The organism is Sulfuriferula multivorans, from assembly GCF_003851125.1.
Taxonomy (GTDB): Bacteria; Pseudomonadota; Gammaproteobacteria; order Burkholderiales; family Sulfuriferulaceae; genus Sulfuriferula; species Sulfuriferula multivorans.
In genome coordinates this window covers 51,206-72,549 of the sequence record NZ_BGOW01000006.1, presented here as the reverse complement: position 1 = coordinate 72,549, position 21,344 = coordinate 51,206, and the positions used below count along the sequence as shown (strand labels likewise).

27 protein-coding genes are annotated in these 21,344 nt (G+C 58.7%); 9 read left to right on the top strand and 18 right to left on the bottom strand.

Features of this window, described 5'->3' with window-relative positions:
• Position 1 precedes the first annotated feature (1 nt).
• The 5 genes from nifE to nifH form a co-directional block, all read right to left on the bottom strand.
• Entirely contained in the window at positions 2 to 1,477 is a 1,476-nt protein-coding gene (gene nifE, locus EI185_RS05090; RefSeq protein WP_124704043.1) for a nitrogenase iron-molybdenum cofactor biosynthesis protein NifE, read from the bottom strand.
• Positions 1,478 to 1,556: 79 nt separating this feature from the next.
• Positions 1,557 to 1,928, bottom strand: a complete 372-nt coding sequence (locus EI185_RS05085) for a 2Fe-2S iron-sulfur cluster-binding protein (RefSeq protein WP_124704042.1) — start codon at positions 1,926 to 1,928, stop codon at positions 1,557 to 1,559.
• 52 nt (positions 1,929 to 1,980) lie between these two features.
• Positions 1,981 to 3,519 carry a nitrogenase molybdenum-iron protein subunit beta gene (gene nifK, locus EI185_RS05080; protein ID WP_124704041.1) on the bottom strand — a complete coding sequence of 513 codons (1,539 nt, stop codon included), beginning with the start codon at positions 3,517 to 3,519 and terminating at the stop codon, positions 1,981 to 1,983.
• Between the two features lie 126 nt (positions 3,520 to 3,645).
• Entirely contained in the window at positions 3,646 to 5,094 is a 1,449-nt protein-coding gene (nifD, locus tag EI185_RS05075; protein ID WP_124704040.1) for a nitrogenase molybdenum-iron protein alpha chain, read from the bottom strand.
• A gap of 167 nt (positions 5,095 to 5,261) precedes the next feature.
• Positions 5,262 to 6,158, bottom strand: coding sequence for a nitrogenase iron protein (nifH, locus tag EI185_RS05070; RefSeq protein WP_124704039.1), 897 nt, complete (start codon positions 6,156 to 6,158; stop codon positions 5,262 to 5,264).
• Between the two features lie 659 nt (positions 6,159 to 6,817).
• On the opposite strand from nifH, the gene EI185_RS05065 reads away from it, so the two are divergent.
• From EI185_RS05065 to EI185_RS05040, 6 genes are all read left to right on the top strand, one after another.
• Complete coding sequence (locus EI185_RS05065; protein WP_124704038.1) at positions 6,818 to 7,240, top strand: response regulator; 423 nt, start codon at positions 6,818 to 6,820, stop codon at positions 7,238 to 7,240.
• Positions 7,237 to 8,064 (top strand): NAD(+)--dinitrogen-reductase ADP-D-ribosyltransferase, encoded by an 828-nt coding sequence (locus EI185_RS05060; protein ID WP_124704037.1) that lies wholly within the window; start codon positions 7,237 to 7,239, stop codon positions 8,062 to 8,064. The genes EI185_RS05065 and EI185_RS05060 overlap by 4 nt, the downstream gene beginning before the upstream one ends.
• 3 nt (positions 8,065 to 8,067) lie before the next feature.
• Complete coding sequence (gene draG / locus EI185_RS05055; protein WP_124704036.1) at positions 8,068 to 8,970, top strand: ADP-ribosyl-[dinitrogen reductase] hydrolase; 903 nt, start codon at positions 8,068 to 8,070, stop codon at positions 8,968 to 8,970.
• Positions 8,967 to 11,024: an ArsC/Spx/MgsR family protein gene (locus EI185_RS05050; protein ID WP_124704035.1), complete on the top strand. Its 2,058-nt coding sequence runs from the start codon at positions 8,967 to 8,969 to the stop codon at positions 11,022 to 11,024. Before draG ends, EI185_RS05050 begins: the two co-directional genes overlap by 4 nt.
• Entirely contained in the window at positions 11,021 to 11,812 is a 792-nt protein-coding gene (locus EI185_RS05045) for an ankyrin repeat domain-containing protein (RefSeq protein WP_124704034.1), read from the top strand. Before EI185_RS05050 ends, EI185_RS05045 begins: the two co-directional genes overlap by 4 nt.
• Positions 11,813 to 11,888: 76 nt before the next feature.
• The gene (locus EI185_RS05040) at positions 11,889 to 12,122 is read left to right on the top strand and encodes a hypothetical protein (protein WP_124704033.1); all 234 of its coding nucleotides are present in this window, start codon (positions 11,889 to 11,891) and stop codon (positions 12,120 to 12,122) included.
• A gap of 413 nt (positions 12,123 to 12,535) precedes the next feature.
• On the opposite strand, the gene EI185_RS05035 is transcribed toward EI185_RS05040, so the two are convergent.
• Positions 12,536 to 12,955, bottom strand: a complete 420-nt coding sequence (locus EI185_RS05035) for a hypothetical protein (RefSeq protein ID WP_124704032.1) — start codon at positions 12,953 to 12,955, stop codon at positions 12,536 to 12,538.
• A 141-nt stretch (positions 12,956 to 13,096) separates the two neighbouring features.
• Between EI185_RS05035 and EI185_RS05030 the strand changes: the two genes are divergently transcribed.
• From EI185_RS05030 to EI185_RS05020, 3 genes are read left to right on the top strand one after another with little or no spacing between them, the layout of a single operon-like run.
• Positions 13,097 to 13,537, top strand: coding sequence for a hypothetical protein (locus tag EI185_RS05030; protein WP_124704031.1), 441 nt, complete (start codon positions 13,097 to 13,099; stop codon positions 13,535 to 13,537).
• Positions 13,538 to 13,554: 17 nt separating this feature from the next.
• Positions 13,555 to 13,872 carry a hypothetical protein gene (locus EI185_RS05025; RefSeq protein WP_124704030.1) on the top strand — a complete coding sequence of 106 codons (318 nt, stop codon included), beginning with the start codon at positions 13,555 to 13,557 and terminating at the stop codon, positions 13,870 to 13,872.
• A gap of 17 nt (positions 13,873 to 13,889) precedes the next feature.
• Complete coding sequence (locus EI185_RS05020) at positions 13,890 to 14,282, top strand: hypothetical protein (protein WP_124704029.1); 393 nt, start codon at positions 13,890 to 13,892, stop codon at positions 14,280 to 14,282.
• Between the two features lie 384 nt (positions 14,283 to 14,666).
• Here the strand turns inward: EI185_RS05020 and EI185_RS05015 are convergent, their stop codons facing one another.
• The 12 genes from EI185_RS05015 to EI185_RS04960 form a co-directional block, all read right to left on the bottom strand.
• The gene (locus EI185_RS05015) at positions 14,667 to 15,533 is read right to left on the bottom strand and encodes an SIR2 family NAD-dependent protein deacylase (RefSeq protein ID WP_124704028.1); all 867 of its coding nucleotides are present in this window, start codon (positions 15,531 to 15,533) and stop codon (positions 14,667 to 14,669) included.
• An 11-nt stretch (positions 15,534 to 15,544) separates the two neighbouring features.
• Positions 15,545 to 15,757, bottom strand: coding sequence for a hypothetical protein (locus EI185_RS05010; RefSeq protein ID WP_124704027.1), 213 nt, complete (start codon positions 15,755 to 15,757; stop codon positions 15,545 to 15,547).
• Between the two features lie 56 nt (positions 15,758 to 15,813).
• Positions 15,814 to 16,101, bottom strand: coding sequence for a 2Fe-2S iron-sulfur cluster-binding protein (locus tag EI185_RS05005; protein ID WP_124704026.1), 288 nt, complete (start codon positions 16,099 to 16,101; stop codon positions 15,814 to 15,816).
• 108 nt (positions 16,102 to 16,209) lie between these two features.
• On the bottom strand, positions 16,210 to 17,358 hold the full coding sequence (locus tag EI185_RS05000) for a DegT/DnrJ/EryC1/StrS family aminotransferase (protein WP_124704025.1): 1,149 nt from the start codon (positions 17,356 to 17,358) through the stop codon (positions 16,210 to 16,212).
• Between the two features lie 9 nt (positions 17,359 to 17,367).
• A complete protein-coding gene (locus EI185_RS04995) occupies positions 17,368 to 17,628 on the bottom strand; it encodes a DUF6129 family protein (protein WP_124704024.1) in 261 nt (86 codons plus the stop codon).
• A gap of 2 nt (positions 17,629 to 17,630) precedes the next feature.
• Entirely contained in the window at positions 17,631 to 17,840 is a 210-nt protein-coding gene (gene nifT, locus EI185_RS04990; protein WP_124704023.1) for a putative nitrogen fixation protein NifT, read from the bottom strand.
• Positions 17,841 to 17,878: 38 nt separating this feature from the next.
• Positions 17,879 to 19,033, bottom strand: a complete 1,155-nt coding sequence (locus EI185_RS04985) for a cysteine desulfurase family protein (protein WP_124704022.1) — start codon at positions 19,031 to 19,033, stop codon at positions 17,879 to 17,881.
• On the bottom strand, positions 19,030 to 19,347 hold the full coding sequence (locus EI185_RS04980) for a DUF3024 domain-containing protein (protein WP_124704021.1): 318 nt from the start codon (positions 19,345 to 19,347) through the stop codon (positions 19,030 to 19,032). The genes EI185_RS04985 and EI185_RS04980 overlap by 4 nt, the downstream gene beginning before the upstream one ends.
• A 51-nt stretch (positions 19,348 to 19,398) precedes the next feature.
• Positions 19,399 to 19,638 carry a nitrogen fixation protein NifZ gene (locus EI185_RS04975; RefSeq protein WP_124704020.1) on the bottom strand — a complete coding sequence of 80 codons (240 nt, stop codon included), beginning with the start codon at positions 19,636 to 19,638 and terminating at the stop codon, positions 19,399 to 19,401.
• Complete coding sequence (locus tag EI185_RS04970; protein ID WP_124704019.1) at positions 19,635 to 19,988, bottom strand: nitrogen fixation protein NifZ; 354 nt, start codon at positions 19,986 to 19,988, stop codon at positions 19,635 to 19,637. The genes EI185_RS04975 and EI185_RS04970 overlap by 4 nt, the downstream gene beginning before the upstream one ends.
• A gap of 23 nt (positions 19,989 to 20,011) precedes the next feature.
• Positions 20,012 to 20,803, bottom strand: a complete 792-nt coding sequence (locus tag EI185_RS04965) for a 4Fe4S-binding leucine-rich repeat protein (protein ID WP_124704018.1) — start codon at positions 20,801 to 20,803, stop codon at positions 20,012 to 20,014.
• Positions 20,796 to 21,329, bottom strand: a complete 534-nt coding sequence (locus EI185_RS04960) for a hypothetical protein (RefSeq protein ID WP_223247677.1) — start codon at positions 21,327 to 21,329, stop codon at positions 20,796 to 20,798. Before EI185_RS04960 ends, EI185_RS04965 begins: the two co-directional genes overlap by 8 nt.
• Between the last annotated feature and the right edge of the window lie 15 nt (positions 21,330 to 21,344).

Here is a 21,344-nt window from a genome sequence, read left to right as displayed (position 1 = left end):
TTCAAACCACAGAGGCCACAGAGGGCACAGAGCGAAAACCACCCAGCAACACCTCTGTGTGCTCTGTGTTCTCTGTGGCTAGCTTTTTGTCGCCTTGCATTTCCCAGGGCGCCGGCTTGCGCACCTGCTCCCAGATCGGGTTGTACAGCGCATTGGCGATCTCGCGCACCAGCGTCACCATGCCGTCGTAGCCGGCATAGGCGTGGTGGCGTTCCTGGTTGATGTCGAGCCACGGCATCTTGGCCTTGAGCGCGATGAACTGGGAGCGCCCGCCGGAGAGCATGATGTCGGCCTCGGCGTCCTTGAGCATCTTGTACATTTCGCGCGGGGTCATGTCGTCGACCATGTGCGCGTCCTCGCCCATCAGTTCCTTGATTTTCTGCTTGTCTTCGAGGGTGGACTTCTTCACGCTGGTGCCGACGATTTCCATGCCAACTTCCTGCAGCGCGGAGACCACCGACCAGGATTTCACACCGCCGGTAATGAGCAGCACCTTCACGCCTTTCAGACGATCCTTGTACGGCACCATCTGCACCCAGAAGGCAGCTTCTTCGCGCCGGATGATGGCTTCGGTGCGTTCCAGCAGATCCGCAGGCGCACCCTTGTCCACCAGCAGCCTGGCAATGTTGCGCAAGGAGTCACTCATGTCGGTGATGCCGTAGAATGAGCCTTCGAAGAAGGGAATCTCGTAGCGCTCTTCCATCTTGCGGGCGATGTTGATCATGGCCTTGGAGCACACCATCATCGCGGCCTTGGCGCGGTGCGAATACGCCACCTCGCGATACTTGGCGTCGCCGGAAATGCAGGACAGGATGCGCACGCCCATTTCGTCCAGCAGCGGCTTGACCTGCCACAGTTCGCCAGCCAGGTTGTACTCGCCGATGATATTGATGTCGTAGGGCGTGGTGGTGTCGGGTTCCTCAGTGCCGATCACGTAGTCGAGCAGCGCTTCGCCGGCCAGCTTGTTGCCGAGATTCTTGTTGCCGACAAAGCCGGGCGCGTCGATCGGAATCACCGGCTTGCCGAATTTCTGGGTGGCGGCCTTGCATACCGCCTCGATGTCGTCGCCGATCAGCGCGGTGACGCAGGTCTGGTAGACGAACACCGCAGCCGGATCGTACTTGTCAAAGATTTCCTTGACCGATTTGAACAGGTGCTTCTCGCCGCCGTAGACCACGTCGAGTTCGTTGATGTCGGTGGTGAAACCGGTCCGGTAGAGACTGGAGCCGGAAGACTTGGCGCCGCGGTTGTCCCAGGAATTACCTTCGCAGGCGATGGGGCCGTGTACCAGGTGCGCCACGTCGGTGATCGGTTGCAGTGCGATCTTGGCGCCGTCGAATGCACAGCCGCCGGCAGCCGCGCCTGGCACCAGCTGCTTGGTGCAGCCCTTCTTGCGCTCTTTCTCGCCTTTCGCCTGGTTCTTGCCGCAGGCGGGCTCGTCGAAGACTTCCTGAACTTTGCTCGACAGTGTGCTCATCGTTTCATCTCCGCAGTTAGGGTCAGAAAACCACCATAATGTCTTCGTCATGCACTACATACTGGCAAGTCAGTTCCAATCACATCGTGACGCCGGGCTCACCACTAAACTTAACCAAAATATCTTCATCGCGTACGATGTACTGGCACGCCAGACGATAGGAAGGCGGCATGTCGTTCACTTCCGCTTCATGGATGTCATGCTTGGAGAGCTTGCCGGCCGCCAGCAGCGTTGCCCGCTCCTTTTCGGTCAAGGCCTGACCCAGTCGTGGCTTGTCGGACAGATAGACGACCTCCATCACACAGGAGCCACATTCCCCGTCCTCGCATTCGAAGGGCAGTGGAATCTTGTTTTTCTGCGCCACCTTGAGCAGGGTGTGGGTATCGCCGGCGATGGCGTAGACCGTCACGTCTTTCTCCATCAGCGGCGAATTAAAAGTTACGTTTGCCATGTTTCTTTCTTCCTTGACAACCCCGGCGGCGCAATGCCGCCGGATCTACCCATTAACGAATGATGTCGAAGCTGTAATCGGTCTTCGCCGGGATGATGGTGTTCTTGTCCATTTCGTCGAAGATCTTGTCCAGAACCCACACCAGCGTATTCATCGTGCCCTGGTAGCCCCACACTGGATAACGGTGGTGGTGATGGCGGTCGAACACCGGGAAACCGATGCGGATCAGCGGCGTGCCGGTATCGCGCTCCAGATACTTGCCGTAAGTGTTGCCGATCAGGAAATCCACCGGCTCGGTATTGAGCAGCGAACGCATGTGCCACAAGTCGCGCCCGGCATAGGCATGGCAGTTTTTGCCGAAAGGTGCGCTGTCGAACAGCGCCTGCATCTTGATTTCCCATGCCTTGCCGCCATTGGTCGACAGCACATGGACCGGTTCGGCGCCCAGTTCCATCAGGAAGCCCGCCAGGCCGTAGCACAGATCCGGATCGCCGTAGATGGCGAACTTCTTGCCGTGGATGTGCGCGCTGGAGTCGGCAATGGCGTCCACCAGACGACCACGCTCCTTGGTCAGCGCATCGGGGATCGGCTTGCCGGTGATACGCGACACTTCCATCAGGAACTTGTCGGTCGCCGCCACGCCCACCGGGTGATTAAAAGCCACGGTTTCCTGACCATGTCCGGCAATGTAGGCCATGGTCTTTTCGGTGCAGTATTCCTGCATCGAAATAGTGGCTTTGGCATTGATCGCGGCTTTGGCGTCATCCAGCGTGGTGCCGCCGTCGTACATGCGGAATTCGCCGTCGGCCGGGGTATCCCACACATCGCTGTTGTCAGCCAGGATGGTGTACTCCACGCCCATCAGGTCGAATATGCGCTTGACTTCGCGCAGATTGCCGACGGTGTAGCCGTCGAAGCCGCCGATGAAGTTGATCTTCTCGTTGGGCGTGCGTTCCTTGCCTTCCCAGAAATAGTGGACGATGCCCTTGAGCGCGTTGTCGTAACCGGTAATGTGGCTGCCGACGAAAGCCGGGGTGTGCGCGAAAGGCACGGGGAAATCTGCCGGCACGCTACCCTTTTCCCGAGCCGTTGAAATAAAGCCGTTGAGGTCGTCGCCGATCACTTCCGCCATGCAGGTGGTGGAGACCGCGATCATCTTCGGCTTGTACATGGCGTGCGTGTTGGCCAGGCCGTCGATCATGTTGTTGAGGCCGCCGAACACCGCTGCGTCTTCCGTCATGGAAGAAGACACGCAGGAGGAAGGCTCCTTGAAGTGGCGGCTGAAGTGGCTGCGGTAGTAGGCGACACAGCCCTGCGAGCCGTGCACGAAGGGTATGGTGCCTTCGAAGCCGACGGCGACAAACACCGCGCCCAGCGGTTGGCAGGCCTTGGCCGGATTGACGGTCAGCGCCTCGCGCTGGAAGTTCAACTCGCGGTATTCCCAGCTCTTGGTCCATTCGGCCGTTTCCTTGATCTTGTCGTCGGGATGGGCGAATTCGAAATTCTTCCGCTTGTCCGCGAACATCTCCTTGTATTCCGGACTACGGAATAAATTGAGATGATCGACTACGTTTTCTACGTCCTGGGTCATGGTATTTCTCCTAAAAAAGGGTTAGGGACTAGGGATTAGGGGGTGACTCGCTGCGCGAAGATTTTTGGAAACAGGCGCAAAGCGCACAAAACCCCCTAGCCCCTGATCCCTAATCCCTGTCATTCATTACTTCCACGGTGCCTTGGTCAGACCCCACACCGGGTTGTTGATCGCCATGTCCATGTCGCGGGCGAAGATGGCGAAGCCGTCGTAGCCGTGGTACGGACCCGAGTAGTCCCAGGAGTGCATCTGACGGAACGGCACACCCATCTTCTGGAACACGTACTTTTCCTTGATGCCGGAGCCGACCAGGTCGGGCTGAATCTTCTCGACGAATTTTTCGAATTCGTAGCCGGTCACGTCGTCATAAATCAGCGTACCGTCCTTGACGTAGTGCGTGGTGCGCTGGTAATCGTCGTTGTGGCCAAACTCGTAGCCGGTACCGACCACATTCATGCCCAGATCTTCATAGGCGCCGATCACGTGGCGCGGGCGCAGTCCGCCGACGAACAGCATGACGGTCTTGTCTGCCAGGCGCGGTTTGTACTTCTCGATCACCGCGTCCATCATCTTGCGGTACTTGGCGATTACCTTCTCGGCACCTTCCTTGATCTTGTCGTCGAAGTGGCTGGCGATTTCACGCAGGGACGCTTCGATTTTGGACGGCCCGAAGAAGTTGTACTCAACCCAGGGAATGCCATACTTCTCTTCCATGTGGCGCGAGATGTAGTTCATCGAGCGGTAGCAGTGCAGCACATTGAGCTTGGCCTTGGGCGAGTTTTCCAGCTCGGCGATGGAGCCGTCGCCGGACCACTGCGCAATCACGCGCAGCCCCATTTCTTCCAGCAGGATGCGCGAAGCCCAGGCATCGCCGCCGATGTTGTAGTCGCCGATGATGGCCACGTCATACGGGCTGCCGACGAACTCGGGATGCTTGTCGCCCTTGTCGAAAACCCAGTCACGGATGGTGTCGTTGGCGATGTGGTGACCGAGCGACTGCGACACGCCGCGAAACCCCTCGCAACGCACCGGCACGATGGTTTTGCCGTCGTATTCCTTGGATTTTTTCTTCGACACCGCTTCGATGTCGTCGCCAATCAGGCCGATCGGGCACTCGGACTGTACCGTGATGCCCTTGTTCAGCGGGAACAGCACCTGGATTTCATCCATGATCTTTTCCAGCTTTTTATCGCCGCCGAAAACGATGTCCTTCTCCTGGAAATCGGAGGTGAACTGCATGGTGACGAAGCTGTCGATGCCGGTGGTGCCGATGTAGTAGTTGCGGCGCGCGGCCCACGAATACTGACCGCAGCCGACCGGGCCGTGGCTGATATGGATCATGTCCTTGATCGGGCCCCACACCACGCCCTTGGAACCGGCGTAGGCGCAACCGCGAATGGTCATCACGCCTGGAACCGACTTGATGTTCGACTTCACGCCACAGTCGGGCTTGCCTTCCTCGTAGGTGCCAAGGTGCTTGGCACGTCGCTTGGCGGTTTTATCCGGATAAACCTTCAGGACTTCAGCGATCAGTTCCTGGTTCCTTACTTTCGTTTCTTCGACTGTGAGGCTCATTGCGCCCTCCTATGTGATGTAAACACTAAAAAACACCGACTTTCCAGTTCCGGGGAAAGCTCTGCGAAGGGCACCGTTCCGTGAAACGCCGATGCCCTTGGCAGAGGTTTCCCTCTGCTGAGTCCGCCGCCTTTGCACCGTGAAGGCGCCCAGGCGACGAGGCTCAATTACGCTGCTGCTGCTTCTGCTGCAAGTTCCGCGGCAGTCTTGCCGACGACAGACTCGTCCACCGGCTTCATGATGCCGTGCTCCATCAGCATGTCTTCCAGTTCGTCCATGGTGATGGGCGTCGGAATAGTGCCATTGCCGGCATTGTTGTGGATCTTCTGGGCCAGGTCACGGTACTCTTGAGCCTGCTTGGAATCGGGCGCGTATTCTATTACCGTCATCCGCCGCAGTTCGGCGTGCTGCACGACGTTGTCGCGCGGCACGAAGTGAATCAGCGTGGTGCCCAGCTTGTGGGCCAGTGCCTCCGCCAGTTCGTATTCCTTGTCGGTCTGGCGCTCGTTGCACACCAGCCCGCCCAGGCGTACACCGCCGGAGTTGGCGTACTTCAGAATGCCCTTGGAGATATTGTTGGCCGCGTACATGGCCATCATCTCGCCGGACATCACGATGTAGATTTCCTGCGCCTTGTTTTCGCGGATGGGCATGGCGAAACCGCCGCACACCACGTCGCCGAGCACGTCGTAGGAAACGTAGTCGATGCCATCGTAAGCGCCTTCTTCTTCCAGGAAGTTGATGGAAGTGATCACGCCACGACCGGCACAACCCACGCCAGGCTCAGGGCCGCCGGATTCGACACACTTGATGTTCTTGTAACCAATCTTCATCACGTCTTCGAGCTCGAGGTCTTCCACGCTGCCGGCTTCGGCGGCCAGGCTCAGGATGGTGTCCTGGGCTTTGGCATGCAGAATCAGACGGGTGGAGTCGGCCTTGGGATCGCAACCGACAATGAGGATTTTCTGGCCCAGGTCGGACAGAGCCGCCAGGGTGTTTTGCGAGGTGGTGGATTTACCAATCCCGCCTTTGCCGTAGAAGGCGATTTGCCTTAATTTAGCCATGTGTATCTCCTTAAAGTTAAAAAAATAAAAATCGATTCACCCTGGCAGCAAGCACTCAGCCGACTCAAAAAATTCTGCTGCGCACCTTTCTTCTTCTTCTTATTCGAATACGGATCCGGCAAAACATTCGCTGCACGGCCAATACATAGCAACGACCGTGCCACACGCCTTTTAAGTCAATAACTTATTGTTTTTATTTATATTATTTACAGATAACAGGGGTGGAACTGCTTGTTGCAAATACGACAAACGCCTAAAACGCTGTCGCGAAGGGGACAAGCCAAAAAGAAATACCACGGGGGAAAACCTTCAGCGCCGCGGCAGCGCCAACGGCAGATCGGCCAGATAGATCAGCGCCTGGATGGCATATTGACGGGTCCGGGAGAAAATCATGACAGCCTCGATTGGTCGATCTATCGAAGCAACGCACGTGCCACGCACCCGCGTCCCGTCAACCCGCCACCCTGGCCGCCCGGCTGACTTTCAGTCTTTGTCGCTAACCCTACACACGCCCCGCCTTGTCCGACATGCGACATGGATTTTGGATGCCGTTCACACAGCCAGGCCGCATGTAAGCGTGATTCACGCGCCCGGAACACTTCTTGCTTTTCTTCGGCTTCCACAGAGATTTTCACAGACAAGACCCCGGGAGAAGTGCGATGCAAATCGGCGTAGAGAGTGCAAAGGCAGTGGACAATAAACGCCTGTTCGTGGTGGCCAACGACGACCTCACGCGCATGGTGCTGCAGTTCATGCTGCACGACGAGAACGAAACCCATGACCTGTCCAGCCTCGAAGCGGCATTCGACAAAAGCATAGAGTGGAAGCCCGACCTGCTACTGTTGGGCATCGATGTCGTGCAGGAGCGCGGGATGGAGGTGTTGCCGCTCATCCGCTCGCGCCTGTCCAGCGCGAAGATTCTGCTGGTCGCGGACACCCGCGAGGATCCACTGGTGGCTGCGTGTCAAAACGCAGGCATCGATGGCCTGCTGGTGAAACCGCTGACAGTAGAAAATGCGCGCAGAAAGGTGGATGGATTATTGGGGCGCAAACAGGCGCTTATTCCGATTCACGCAACATGACCGTTGCCGCGCTGCGCGGGCACAGCGCCAATCTGGTGGGTGTTCCCACCGGCCTGCTGGCGAGCGCGGCATTCAATGACCATCCCCTGCCGCTGCATATCCGCGGCGTGCATGAAAGCCATGCGCGGCTGTTCGATCTCCTGGCCACGGTCGGCAGTCACGCCGAGGCGGGGAACTGTTTTCAGGGCTATATGGACGAAACATTCAATTTGTCACCAAAGAAACCAAAGAAAACGCAGCCAGGCGACACACCGGTACGGCGGTTTCGCGCCAGTTATCTGCGCCTGCTCAAAGGCTGGGGCTATGACTCCAACAGCCGTGAAGGCGCCGTGATGAAAGGCTGGGCGGAAAGCCGCTTCGGTTTGTTCCCGACCTTCCACAAGGCTGCGCTCGCGCGCTTTGCGTCCGGCGCCTGGTTGCGTTACGTGGAAGAAAAACTGTCCAGCCGTTTTCACAACAACGACATCCATACGCAGCTGGATCTGTTGTATGAATTCTGCCAATGGTCAATCGGGCGCTGGTTCCAGCCGGGGCGGCATCACGTCACCCTGTATCGCGGGGTGAACGACTTTCGCGAGGACAATCTCCTGTGCGGCCAGCCGCGTCCGCGAACCGGGCCCGCGCTGGTCAGACTGAACAACATCGTATCGTTCACCGCGCACCGCAACATTGCATGCGAATTCGGCGACTCCATTCTGGAGGCGCATGTGCCCACGGCAAAAATCCTGTTCTTCAACGATCTTCTATCGCGCCATGCGCTCAAGGGCGAAGCGGAATATCTGGTGATCGGCGGCGACTATCGTGTCACGGTCAATTACCTCTGAGGGATGGATGTGGCTCGCGATGAAGTACACGAACGTGCACTGGGCGCTTATCTCGGTTTCGCCGTCGGCGATGCCCTGGGCGCAACGGTTGAATTCATGATGCCCGCCGAAATTCAGCATACCTACGGCATCCACCGCGACCTGATCGGCGGCGGCTGGCTCAAACTCAAACCGGGCCAGATCACCGACGATACGCAGATGTCGCTGGCGCTGGCGCAGTCGATCATCGACAGCGGCGGCTGGAACGCGACTGCCGCCGCCGATGCCTTCGTGGCCTGGCTCAAGACCCGGCCGGTGGATGTGGGCAACACCTGCCGGCGTGGCATCCAGCGCTATATGGCGGACGGCACGCTGGCAGGCCAGCCGAATGAGGGCGATGGCGGCAACGGTGCCTGCATGCGCAACCTGCCGCTGGCACTGGCGACGCTGCATGACGGTGACGCATTCACCCGGGCAACGCGGGAGCAATGCCATATCACCCATCACCACCCCTTGTCGGACGCCGCGACCCTGGCGCTCGGAAGAATGACGCAAGCCCTGATTCACGGCGGCGGAATCAAGGGCTGCCGCGCGGAAGCGAGTCGCCTGACCGGCGAGTTTCCGGTGTTCCGTTTCGACCCCTATCCCAGACATGCATCGGGCTACATCGTCGATACGGTGCAGACGGTTCTCCACCATTTTTTTCGCACCGACAGTTTCGAATCCTGCGTGACCGAGGTGGTGAACTGCGGGGAGGACGCGGACACCAACGGCGCCCTGGCCGGCATGCTGGCTGGCGCGGCCTACGGAGTTTCCGGCATTCCGGGGTATTGGCTGAAAAAGCTGGACAAGGAAGTCAGGCAGCGTATCGAGGCGCAGACCGAAGCCCTGTTCAGGCTCGCGCAAAACGTGAAAAAGGACGCATGATGACCACACTCATTTTTTACGAAAAACCGGGCTGTGCAACCAACGCGCGCCAGAAGCGGCTGCTGCTCGATGCAGGTCACCAAGTCATCGCACGGGATTTATTGAGTGAGCCGTGGACCGCGCAGCGGCTGCGCGATTTCTTCACGGCCCTGCCGGTTGCCGACTGGTTCAACCGCGCCGCGCCGCAACTGAAGTCCGGTGAAATCGATCCCGAGCGCATCGACGCCCAAGCCGCGCTGGACCTGATGCTGAGCGATCCGCTGCTGATCCGGCGCCCCTTGATCGAGGCGGAGGGATGGCGCCTGGCGGGATTCGATGCGGCGCAGATCGAACAGCGGCTGGGCGTTGCGAGCAATAGCAATGTGCCACAGGGTGTGGAGCAATGCTCGCGCCCCCATGCAGCAACCCCATGCCCCGCGCCGCAGGACACCGAACGCGCACAGATCGCGCTCGCCTACCACGAGCGCACCAAGCACCGGCCTGATCGCTATGCCTCCGGCCCGGAGACGCTGGACTGGACCATGCAGCCCGATCCATTCCGCACCTTCAAGGACAGCCCGTCCGTGCGCCTGCCGCTTTGCGCCGGCCGAATGGCTTGGACCGACGGCGCAGACCGGCCGGAAGCGGCTTATCCACCCACCATCTCGCTCGATTCGCTGGGCGCCTTGCTGGAACTGTCGCTGGGTCTTTCCGCCTGGAAAGAATACGGGCCGGATCGCTGGGCGCTGCGCTGCAATCCGTCGAGCGGGAATCTGCATCCGACCGAGGCGTATGTCATTGCGCACGACATACAGGGACTGGAAAACGGACTGTACCACTACGCGAGCCGCAGCCATGCGCTGGAACAACGCTGCCGCTCCACTGCGGCACACCCGTCCGGCCTGTGGATCGGGCTGTCCTCCATCCACTGGCGCGAGGCCTGGAAATACGGTGAACGCGCCTTCCGCTATTGCCAGCTCGATGTCGGCCATGCGCTGGCCGCGTTGCGCTATGCCGCCGGCCTGCTGGGATGGCAGGTGCGTCTGGTGGCAAGCTGCGACAGCCAGCGCTTGACCGCGCTGCTGGGTACCGGACGCGATCAGGACTACGCAGTTGCCGAGCGGGAGGAACCGGATCTGCTAGTGCAACTCATCAGCCCAGCGCAGCTCATCAGCCCGGCTCACCCGCAAGCGCCGGTCGAGCCCGCACCGTGGGACGCCGCTCACACCAGCTGGATGGGACAGGCGAACATTCTCGACCCGCATCCCATGTACCACTGGCCGGTCATCGACGAAGTCGCGTCGGCCACCGAAAGCAATCACAACACAGCTAGCGTAACGCGACATCTGGATTACTCGCCGGGAACGTCCGCCACCCATTTACCGGCGGCCGAGGTCATCATGGGGCGGCGCAGCGCCCAGCGTTTCGACCCGCAGTTCACCATGGCCGCAGCCGACTTCTACCGCCTCGTCGCCAGTCTGCTTCCACACCCCCACCTGCCGTGGGATATCTGGGACTACGCGCCGCAGGTTCACCCGGTGTTTTTCGTCCACCGCGTGGAAGACGTGCCCGCCGGGCTTTACATCCTGGTGCGCGAGGCTGGCGCAGAAGCGCGGCTGCGTGCGGAATTGAGCGATGAATTCGAGTGGCAGCGGGTGGCAGGCTGTCCTGCGGACCTGCCCTTGTTCCGCCTGCAAGCAGGCAAGTGGCAGAAGGTCGCCCGCGCCGTCAGCTGCCAGCAGGCAATTGCCGCCGACAGTTGTTTCACGCTGGGCATGCTGGCCGAATTCGAACACAGCATCCAGCAAGACGCCTGGCGCTATCGGCAACTGCACTGGGAAGCGGGTGTGCTCGGCCAGGTGCTGTATCTGGAAGCAGAAACCCTGGCGCTGCGCGGCACCGGCATCGGCTGCTTTCTCGACGATGCCTTTCACGAACTGCTCGGATTGCGCAGCCTGCACTTCCAGTCGCTCTACCACTTCACCGTGGGCCGCGCGCTCACCGATACGCGCATCACCACCTTGCCGCCCTACCCGGAACGCACAGCGGCAGCCGAGACGGAGCCTACCCCATGACAAACGCAAGGATCTTCAGGCGCATCGACGCCGCAACAGCCAGCCAACTGCTCGCGCGCGACAACGTGCTGGTACTCGACTCACGCGACCACGACAGCTTCGGGCAGGCGCGCATCGCCTCCGCACGCCGCCTGTCCAGCGACAACCTCGACGCCACCCTCCTCGGCACGCCGAAAACTACACCGGTGCTGCTTTACTGTTACCACGGCAACGCCAGCCAGATTTACGGGCAAATGTTCGCGGATTTCGGCTTTGCGGAAGTCTATAGCCTGGATGGCGGGTTCGAGGCGTGGCAGCAGCTGCACCTGAAAACAGCGCCGCCTGTGCTCAGCCCGCAACTCGCACACTGGCTGCAGCAGCACGGCTATCCCTGCAACAATCTCGAGTCCGTCGCCGAACACGGCATGACGCCCCTGATGCGTGCCAGCAAATCAGGCGACACCGCGATCGTTTTCGAATTGATCCAGGCCGGCGCATCTCCCCACACGCAGAATGGCGACGGCAACCACGCGCTCTGGCTGGCCTGCGTGGGCGCGAATCCGGACACGCTGGATGTGCTGATCCGCGCCGGTAGCGCCCTCGACCATCAGAATGACAATGGCGCCACCTGTTTGATGTACGCCGCCTCCACCGGAAAACATGCGGTGGTGGAAAAGCTCCTGGCCGCCGGTGCCGACCCGCAACTCAAGACCCTGGACGATTTCAGCGCGCTGGATATGGCCGCGACCATCGAATGCCTGCGTTTGCTGCGCAGGGTGGAAAAGGAATTGTTGCAGGCGGCGGGGTGAGCTTTTTGTAAACCCTATTTCCCGGTGACGGCTGGGATGATGGCATTCCTGACAACAGCATCAGCGAGGATACAAAATGAGCGGTTTTTTTATGGATTGGGATGGCAATTTGCGCAGCGTCGAGGAACCCGGTGGCGGGTATACCTGCGATGTCGACACCGCGTCCCGCTATGTGGCCGTGATGAAAGGCAGCATGCTGGCGCATGAAGCCACACTCTATAAAACCCTGGCCGACGTCGAAAAAGCCGGGATCAAGGCCGCGTTGGTCCCTGGGTCGCACCCCTGGGGCAGCCAGCGCGACGGGTTCTAAGCAGACTTGCCAGGCAAAGGGATTAGTCGTCTGTCGGGGCAAGCAGCATCGTGGCTAAAGGGGGCCATTCAGCCAAGCCCATTGGCTGTGAGTTGCGATTTGGCAGGTTGAAGCTTATACGGGCCGTACCGAGAGAGCGGCCGATATCGACCCGGAACAGCCCTTCACAGTTTATTTCTCACCGCCTGAAATCCAGCGATTAGCAGCCATTCAATACTTGTGCGTCGATTGCCAAATACGCTTTCCAAAAACGGCCATTAAGATGCGTCCGCTCTGTCCGTATTATTGAAGATTGTTATAGCGACGCAGGAAAATGAAAGCGATTGCGAACCACACTTCTGCCGGTCGATGAGGTCTAAAATCGACCCAATATAGCGACTCCATCGAAACCAGCCATGCAGAATTTTCCTCGATTACAGCGGAGCAAGGTAGTGTTTAATGTCAGAGAACAACTGCCGGAAATTCCCTTGATATAGCCAAATAATGCCGCACAGTCCATACAGGGATAGCGAGGCAGGAAAATTCGCGGCACGCATCATTGCCAGGGCAGCTGGGTCATTAAAGTGCCAATAGATAACGTAGCAACCATCGACAGTAAACCAGGTAACAAAGAGCATCGCTGGCCATAGCCGCCACTTTCTTTCAAGAATGACACGGAGACTCCAAGGGGCGGTGAGGTAAGCGAGGATGGCCATAATAAGGCTGATGGGAATGTCCCAGTCTGGTGCTTTGTAGTAAAAAGAACCAAGAATCAGCAATGCGATGCCAATCGCAAGCGTAATGAGCTTCCATGGGCGGAAATATTCAGTCACGCATGCCTTAATGTTGGACATCAATTTATTTCGCCTCGATAGAATATGAAGAAGGGATTGCGATTGTCTTGTATATTGGTTGGGGTCATCTCAGATAGATTTCCCTCCTTAGTCCATTTTCCAGGTCCATAGGCCTATTGATTAACTGTTGGGCACGTGACCATGCGCATTAGTATTCTTTACACTGTAATTGTCTTTTCTCTTGCACTGGATGCCAGGGCCGATGGCTTTGCAATCATCGACGAGCACGTCAATCTCAACAACAACATAATTGTTGAAGCTGGAGATGTCGAGAAGCTTGATCAGTCTGACGGAACAAACAGTAACAATGAAATTCTCAAAATCAATAGCCGCTGCCTCCAGCCCTCCGGCTATATGGGGTATTGGGGCTACGGAAAGAAAGCCGGACTATTACTTGTTGATAATGCCCGAACCACAAAACTTGCCTTGTTGGAATCTAGCGTAGGCTCAATCAAAGTCACGATAAACCCGGTCTTAATTGTTGAATGCCCCACAACTTTCTCTGACGGCGATCAGCAAAAATTGATTGATGACATTAAAAAGCGGATCGAGCAACTCAAAAAACAAAGCGGCAAGCAATAACTACTTTGGGAGGATATATGCCTCGCACCACTCGCTCTACTAATATTGACCTCATCAGATGGTTGAACTATGGCCATGACAATACAGCGAAGAAACTTGCTGCCGTCACTAATGCAAATTACTTATCTAAAATGGCAACAGGCGACATGGATGTCACTGATAAGAAGGCCCGACAGATAGAAAAGGCCTTTGATCTCCCAGTCGGTTGGCTTGATCGCGACAACGTCGCGCTATTGAAAACAAGTGCGTTAGATTTTGATATCCATAAAATTGTTGGAGGTTGTTCGGATGACGCTAAAAATGGGCTTCTCGCCTTTATTTCAGCCAAACCGTAATCGCAAGGGAGTCTTATATGAAATTCGAAGGAATTTTTGGACATGTCAATAAGCTAGAGTTTATAAAATACCTGTACAAACAGATTGCCGTTGCTTTTAAAAAGGATGAATTTGGACCGTCAACTCCATTTGCTCGCGCATACGGGATAAAAGGGGTTTATCTGTCAGATTTGGATGATGAAATTTTATCTTCCCCGCTTGTTGTCATACAAAGCAGCGACTTGGCTGAGTTAGTGGCAGCAAAAAAACTGGCGGACCACTGGGCAGATCGAGATGGCTACAATGATCTACATATTCATATTCAGCTAAAAGCTAAAGAGATTTCAAAAAACTATCTCCTCGGAAACGGTATGTCAGAAGAGACATATAATTTCTTCCAAGAGCTGCATGGCGATAAGGGGCAGCAATAATTGCCTAACAAACGCTTCGAGAAGGACGCCCCGCCAGCAATCTTCGCTTGCTGTCCACACGCCACTCAAGCTCTACGTTCAGTGTCTGCTTTGAATCGTCCAGCAGACATATTCATAACATACTGTAGTTGACAGCCCTTGGCACAATACGGTTACTCACGACCCCGATGCCGCCCCAAGCCAGCACCGTAGCACAATCATTGATGAACGCGTGAATCCCGCACGCTCATAGAAAGCGATGGCGGAAAGATTGTCGTGGTCGGTAAGCAGGGTTGCGCGCAGCAACCCATGCTGCCAGCACTACGGCGGCAGGTGGTTCAGCAATTTCAGCAGCGTGGGCTTGTCGTCGAGACCTGCAACCAGATCTCGACGGGTAGCGCTGCGTCAGACCGCAACGGCCAGCTTTTCCGCTTCCTTTTCACCGGTCAGCAGCCGGACGAATGCGTCCAACGGCATATCGATGCGCTTGATGTTCTGCTCCGCCAGGAAACGCGCTTCGTTGCGGGTCAGTTCGCCCGGCAGCACCGCCCAGTGCGAATCGGAAGAGCGCTTCATGATCTGGCGCGCGAAGGTGCGCTCCAGCTGGTTGCGGAAGCGGCAGCCGAGAAATAGGAAATGCCGGCCGGTGCGCAACTGCTGGATGATGGCCGGGATCGGGGTCTGGATGTCGATCTCGGTGAGCACCTCGACGAAATCGGTGTCGGACACCAGGAAGTTTTTAGCCGGAGAAATCGAACCAAAAGGCTTGTAGAGCAGCGTGTCCCAGGTGTCCGCCTCGAACGGATCCGCCCGCATCCCATCCGGCCGGAAGTAATGCACCCAGGTGCCGAAATGCTCGGACTGGCTCACCCCTTGCAGCTGCCCCCACAAGTTGTGCGACTGCAGCGCCGTGGCCATCGCGTTGTCATACCAGGCATCGACGATCAGCAAGGGCTTGCGCACGATGCTGGCCAGGAAGTCATGCAGGAATGTCGGGGGCGCCTCGGCGGCGAAGGCTTCCGACATATACCCCACCAGGGTCTTGCGGTGCTTGAAGTTCTCGATGTACTGCGCCGTGGCGGTGAGGTTGCCGCGTATCTTGTGCGGCACGCTCGATTTCGCCACCAGCTGCTGCACCAGCGCCTCGGGAGAATTGGGAACCGGGCTTCCGCCCGGAATCAGATCGAGCACTCCCGGCCCCAGATAGGGGACGATGCCCCCTTCTTCCAGGTGGGAAATAATCTCGCTCAGCAGGGCATTGGCCTTATCCATGATCGCTCTCCTCAAGCCGCCGACGATTTCAGTTGCTCGACCTGCAGCTTCGGCAGGCGGAACAGCGCGCGTCCGCCGGACAGGGTCTCGTAGCAATCCGTGGTGGAACTGGCGAGAAGATTGAACCAGCCCTGCGCGCTCAGCGCACCGGGACACTCGCCGATTGTCGCCACCGTGCCGTCAGGGGCAAAGCGTACGTGAATCATGATTTGATCGTTTTCCATGGTGTGACTCCTTGAATGAATTTAAGAACCGGAACCGAAGCCCGGTCATGCCGCCGTCACAGCAATTCCACTGTCACGTTCTCGTTGCCCAGTTTCGCCTGGCAGGCCAGACGCGAATTCGAGCTGACGCCAACCAGGGTGTCGAGCTTTTCATTCTCAAGACGCTGGGTTTTGGACAGGGTCTTGCGCCCTTCAGTGACAAAGATATGGCAGGAGCCGCATTCGGCCTTGCCTTCGCACTTGTGCGCGATCTTCTCGCCGGCCGCGAGCAAGGCTTCGAGTATGCTCATGCCCTCGGTGGATGGGATGGTCTTGCCGGAAGGATTGATGGTTAACATTGGCATTGCATTGCTCCTTGGATGTTTGCTGAGTCGGATGTAAGTCATGGGCATCTCTGTAAATCAACTGCGCTGCGGTTTCTAAAGCTGTGATTTCCAAAGCTGCCCACATGATTAATAGATCGCCGCACCCGCGCCGATGTTGATCGAGGCGTCCTTGGCGGTCTGCACGATGAAGCCCACCTGGGCTTCGCTCACATGCGCGTGGAAAGGCAACGCAATGATGCGATCGGCCACTTTTTCCGTGACCTTGAAATCGCCCTTGCGATAGCCAAGCTGGGTATAAAACGCCTGCAGATGTTGCGGCTGGCAGTAAGCTGCGCCCTCGATCTTTTCGGTATGCAGGTCGTTGACGATGGCGTCGCGGCTGCTTTTGGAAAAGCGCGTGCCGAGATGCACCAGATACAGAAACCAGTGCACTTCGGTCACATCCGGCCCGATGTAAGGGTCTTTGATGCCTTCGAATGATTTGACGTAGTCGTAATAAATCTGCTCGACCTGCTTGCGCCGCTCGAGAATCTGGTCGATACGCTGCAACTGGGTCAATCCCAGCGCCGCCGTCATCTCGTTCATGCCGGCCTGATACGGCACATTGCCGCTGATCACCACGGAAAAACGCTCGTCCATCTTGCGGGTGCGCTGATAGCGCAGCTTGCTCGCCAATTCGGCGTCGTCGGTCACCACCATGCCGCCTTCGCCGCAGGTGAGTGCACTCGGCTGGGAAAAATCGAACACGGCGCAATCGCCAAAGCCGCCGACCCGCCGCCCCTGGTAAGTCGAGCCGATCGCTTCGGTGGAATCCTCGATCAGCCGCAGGCCATGGTTGGTGGCGATTTCACGCAGCGCCTGCCAGGGGGCGGGGTGGCCGTTGGTGTTGCCGGCGAGGATGGCGCGGGTGTGCGGCGTGATTTTGGCTACGATCTTGTCCGGCAACAGCGTGCCCGACCAGTACTCGATGTCGGCAAACACCGGGGTTGCGCCCGCCAGCACGATGGCATGGGCGATCTGGTGCCAGCTGTAGGGCGAAGCAATGACCTCATCCCCCGGCCCGATGCCCATTGCCTTCAATGCCTGCAGCAGCCCCATGGTACCGCTGGCGGTTGCCACGCCATGCTTGCGGTCGGTGTACGCGGCAAAAGCGGACTCGAATGAGGCGACCACCGACCCCTGGCTCAGGCGTGGCGAGATGAGCACGTCGCGCACTGCATCCAGTTCCAGCTGGCTGATGTCAGGGTCGGAAAGGGGAATCCAGCTTTGGTCCATGACGTGTCCTCAGTTGCGCGCCGCAACAACAATGCCGGTTGCGGCATTCGGATCATCGGTGAGTTGCCAGCAGTGCTCGCGGCCATCCACCAGATACAGATTGAACGCAGGATATTCGCGGAACGCCTGTTCATCGCTCATGTCCGCCGCATCGCAACGGGTCAGCGACAAGCCGGGGAAGCGGCGGCGAAAATCCGTCAGCGGATTGGTGCCCGTCGCAGGCGTAACCAGCAAGCCTTCAATGCGCACAAGATCGTCTTCGGTAATCATCTTTACTCTCCCAGCCGACGCGCTTCCACGGTGATCGGCAATGCTGTTTCAGGTCCCATCTGCGGCAGTTCCAGACGCCAGCCATTGGCCAGCGTAACGACGCCGCCCCACATGTCCGCCTGCTCCATCGACACGATGGGCTCTTCCAGATCCTTCTTCGGTATATAGGCGGACAAGATTCCCTTGGCGTCTTTTCTAAGCATCACTTTCATGGTGTTTCCTTGTGGGTGCCGCTGGTTAAGTGAGTGCTTCATGCCGCCTCGGCGGTCATACGTTTTGAAATTGAAACCAACATATCCAGCACGCGATCGATTTCCGTTTCGGTCGTATACCGGCTCAATGAAAACCGGATCGTCGCCAGCGCCTGCGCCTCACTCAGCCCCATGGCAGTCAGCACATGAGACGGCGCGCTGCCGCCGGCGGTGCAGGCCGCGCCGGACGAGGCGTAGATACCGGCCTTGTCCAGCTTGTCGAGGATCGCCTCCGCCGCCAGCTCGCCGAAGCGCACGCTGCTGGTATTGCTCACCCGCAACGCCGCGCCGCCGTTGATGCGAGCACAAGGAATGCGCATGAGCACACCGGTTTCGAGCCGATCCCGCAAGGTGGCCATCGCCACGGCTTTGGCATCCATCTCCCGGGCCGCGAGTTCGCAGGCCACACCCATGCCGACAATGGCCGGGACATTCTCCGTGCCGCCGCGACGACCGCGCTCCTGATGGCCGAACAGCATGGGCTGAAGCTTCAGCCCTTTACGCACGAACAAGGCGCCCACCCCCTTGGGCGCATGAAATTTGTGCCCGGCCAGCGTAAGCAGGTCAACCGGCACCTGCGCCAGGTCGAGGGGAATCTTGCCCGCCGCCTGCACCGCATCGGTGTGAAACAGCACCCCTCTGGACCTGGCAATCTGCGCTGCTTCCACAATCGGAAACAGCACGCCGGTTTCATTGTTGGCCCACATCAGCGATACCAGTGCGGTGTCCGGCGTAATCGCCTGTTCAAGCGCCGCGAGATCGAGCATTCCGCCTCGATTGACCGGCAATCGCGTGACGCGAACGCCACCCGTTTCCAGATGCGCCAGCAAACTCAAGCTAGACGGATGCTCCACCGCACTGACCACCACATGAACCTTGCCCGGACGTGCCGCCAGCGCGCCCAGTATCGCCAGATGATTGGCTTCCGTGCCGCTGGCGGTGAATACGATCTCGGCGGCGGCTGCATTCAGCAGCCGCGCCACCGCTGCACGCGCCTGTTCCACCAGCCCCTTGGCGCGCTCGCCGACGCCATGTTTACTGGACGGATTGCCATAGCTATCGCGCAGGCAGGCCAACACCGCTTCCACGCACTCGGGCGCCAGCGCCGTGGTGGCGTTGTTGTCCAGATAAACAGGCGTGTCCTGGTCTGTCATTGCCAAAAGCTCCGATCCGGGTCGCGATTCAAAAATTGCAGCAGTTCGTTCAAGGCGCCGAACTCTCCGTAAAATTGCCATTCGCGCTGCGCATGATCCTTGCGGTACAAACGCCACGCCCGCGAATCCGCCACATACTCCAGCCGCGCGATATCGATCACGCCACCGGACTTGTCGATGTTGCGCGAGCAGCAGGGGCTCTGAATCCGGTAGCCCGCCTCGTCCGCCTGCACTTCCGGGCTTACGTAGCGGTAGCGCACCCGCGTGGCCAGCGCCCGTTCGATGCGCTTTCGATCCACATCGTTCGGGTGCATGCAACCAGGCTGTCTTGCCACATTCCGCTCCCCGCTCGCTCGCGCCACGCGTCACGCCAGCGCGATTTCTTCCTCGAGACAGCCCACCACGCCGCTCTCCTGAAACTCAACCATATAAACCGGCAAGTTGAATTCCTCGTGGTAGCCCACATTGACGATTTCCCCCGGCGTGCCATTGCTCACCAGCAAGGCGCCCGGCTCGCGCTCGGGGTAGCTGCCGTCGTTGAACATATCGACCGTCGACACGATGCGCTGGCCCCATTGGTATTTCGCTTCGCGTTGATCGATCATGCTGCCACCCCGGAACTATCGACCGGCTGAGTCTCGGCTTCCGCTGTCGTCGCTTCTGTGACGGCTGCCGGGACAGCGTCGGTGGTGGCTTCCAGCTCCTTGCCGCGCATGCCGACCCGATTGCCGCTTTCGATGAACTCGGTGCCATAGATGTAGAACTGCTGGAGAAACGTGCCGATGCTGGTGACATAGCCAATTTCGCCTTTTCTTACCAGGACTTCGCCTATGTCCTTGCCGGCATAGGTGCCGTCATTACGCACCACCTTGAGGGATTTCACTTTCTGCCCGTATTCGAATATCGGTTGGGCAGTGAGCTCTACGACGTCGCTATCTCGGCTGATCTTGGCCATTTCTGACTCCTGAAAATTGATCCTTAAAACGGAAACGCCTGCTTCTGCGTCACCAGCAGACTGACGCCGGCGGCACTCTTGCCCAGGCGCTGGCGGGCGGCATCACGCACCAGTTCATCCGCGTCGTTGACCAGCCGCTTTACATGATTCCGTTCTGCCCGGCTTGCCACTTCGTAACGCACGCGCCAGTCCGGATCGTCCAGCAGCAGATGCAACTGCCCCGGCTTCATGCGCTTGGCCACTTCACAGCGAACGGCCGCATCCTTGTCCTGTGCCATGCCCGGCAGCCAGTCATCGCCGATCCGGCTTGCCACCATGTGGCGCACCTCGGCATCCTCATCCCGCATCATCTGAGTCAGGAGGGATTCCGGGATACGCCGCGCCACCACCTGCCGCACGTAGTAATCCGGGTCATGGATCATCAGGCCCAGATCGTGGGGATCGAGGCGCGACGCCACCCGGATTCTCACTTCGCGGTGCGGGTCGCACACCAGTGCCAGCAGATGTTTGGGGGGCAGTCTGAGCGCGGCGCTCCAGCGCACGGTCTCGTCCGGATCCCGCGTCAATTGCGGCAGATGAAACACATCCACGTATTTGGCCGCCACTGCACGCACTTCGAAATAGGGATGCGCCAGGTAATCCTTGGCCCGCTCCGGATTCCAGAAAAAGAAGCGGTCGATGCGCTTGGCGTAACGGTCGTGTACGCAGGCATGGCCGATGCCGCAACGCTCCTGTTCGAGCAGATCCTGGTGCGCGCAGCCCGCGCAATCCACCTCGCAGCCTTGCCAATCCACCGGGGGGCCGAGATCACTCATCCTCGTCCTCCCGGCCATGACGCGCCAGGACATTGAGCAGGACCGCGGCGTTCAATTTGTCGCTCGGGTCGAGTTCCAGCATCTTCATCAGCGCCGCATGGCTTTGCTCCAGCCGGCCCAGGCGCATCTGCAGATAAGCGTAGCCCTTCAGGGTAAACAGGTAAAAGCGTGGCAGAATGGCATCGTAGCTGCTGAACTCCGCATCGCCACGCCGTACGCAGCGCCAATCCTCGGTCAACTGATTGTCGCGCGCGGCTTTGACCAGGCAACGCTCCGCCACCGCCAGCGCATCACTGAGGCGCCCCTTGTAGAAATAGAACCGGTACAGCGCGATCAACACGGCTGCGTGGCCGGGCGCCAAAGCCTGCGCCTGGAACAGATGGCTCTCGGCGAGCGCGTCATACTGGTAGTTGATGCCGGCCAGATGCAAGTGCTGCTCGACCGGCTCCGGCAGATGCCCACCGAGGCAGGCGCGCTCCAGCCATTCGGGATTCATGTCCACCGGAACGGCGGGGTTTGCCGTCACGATTCCGCCCTCCGT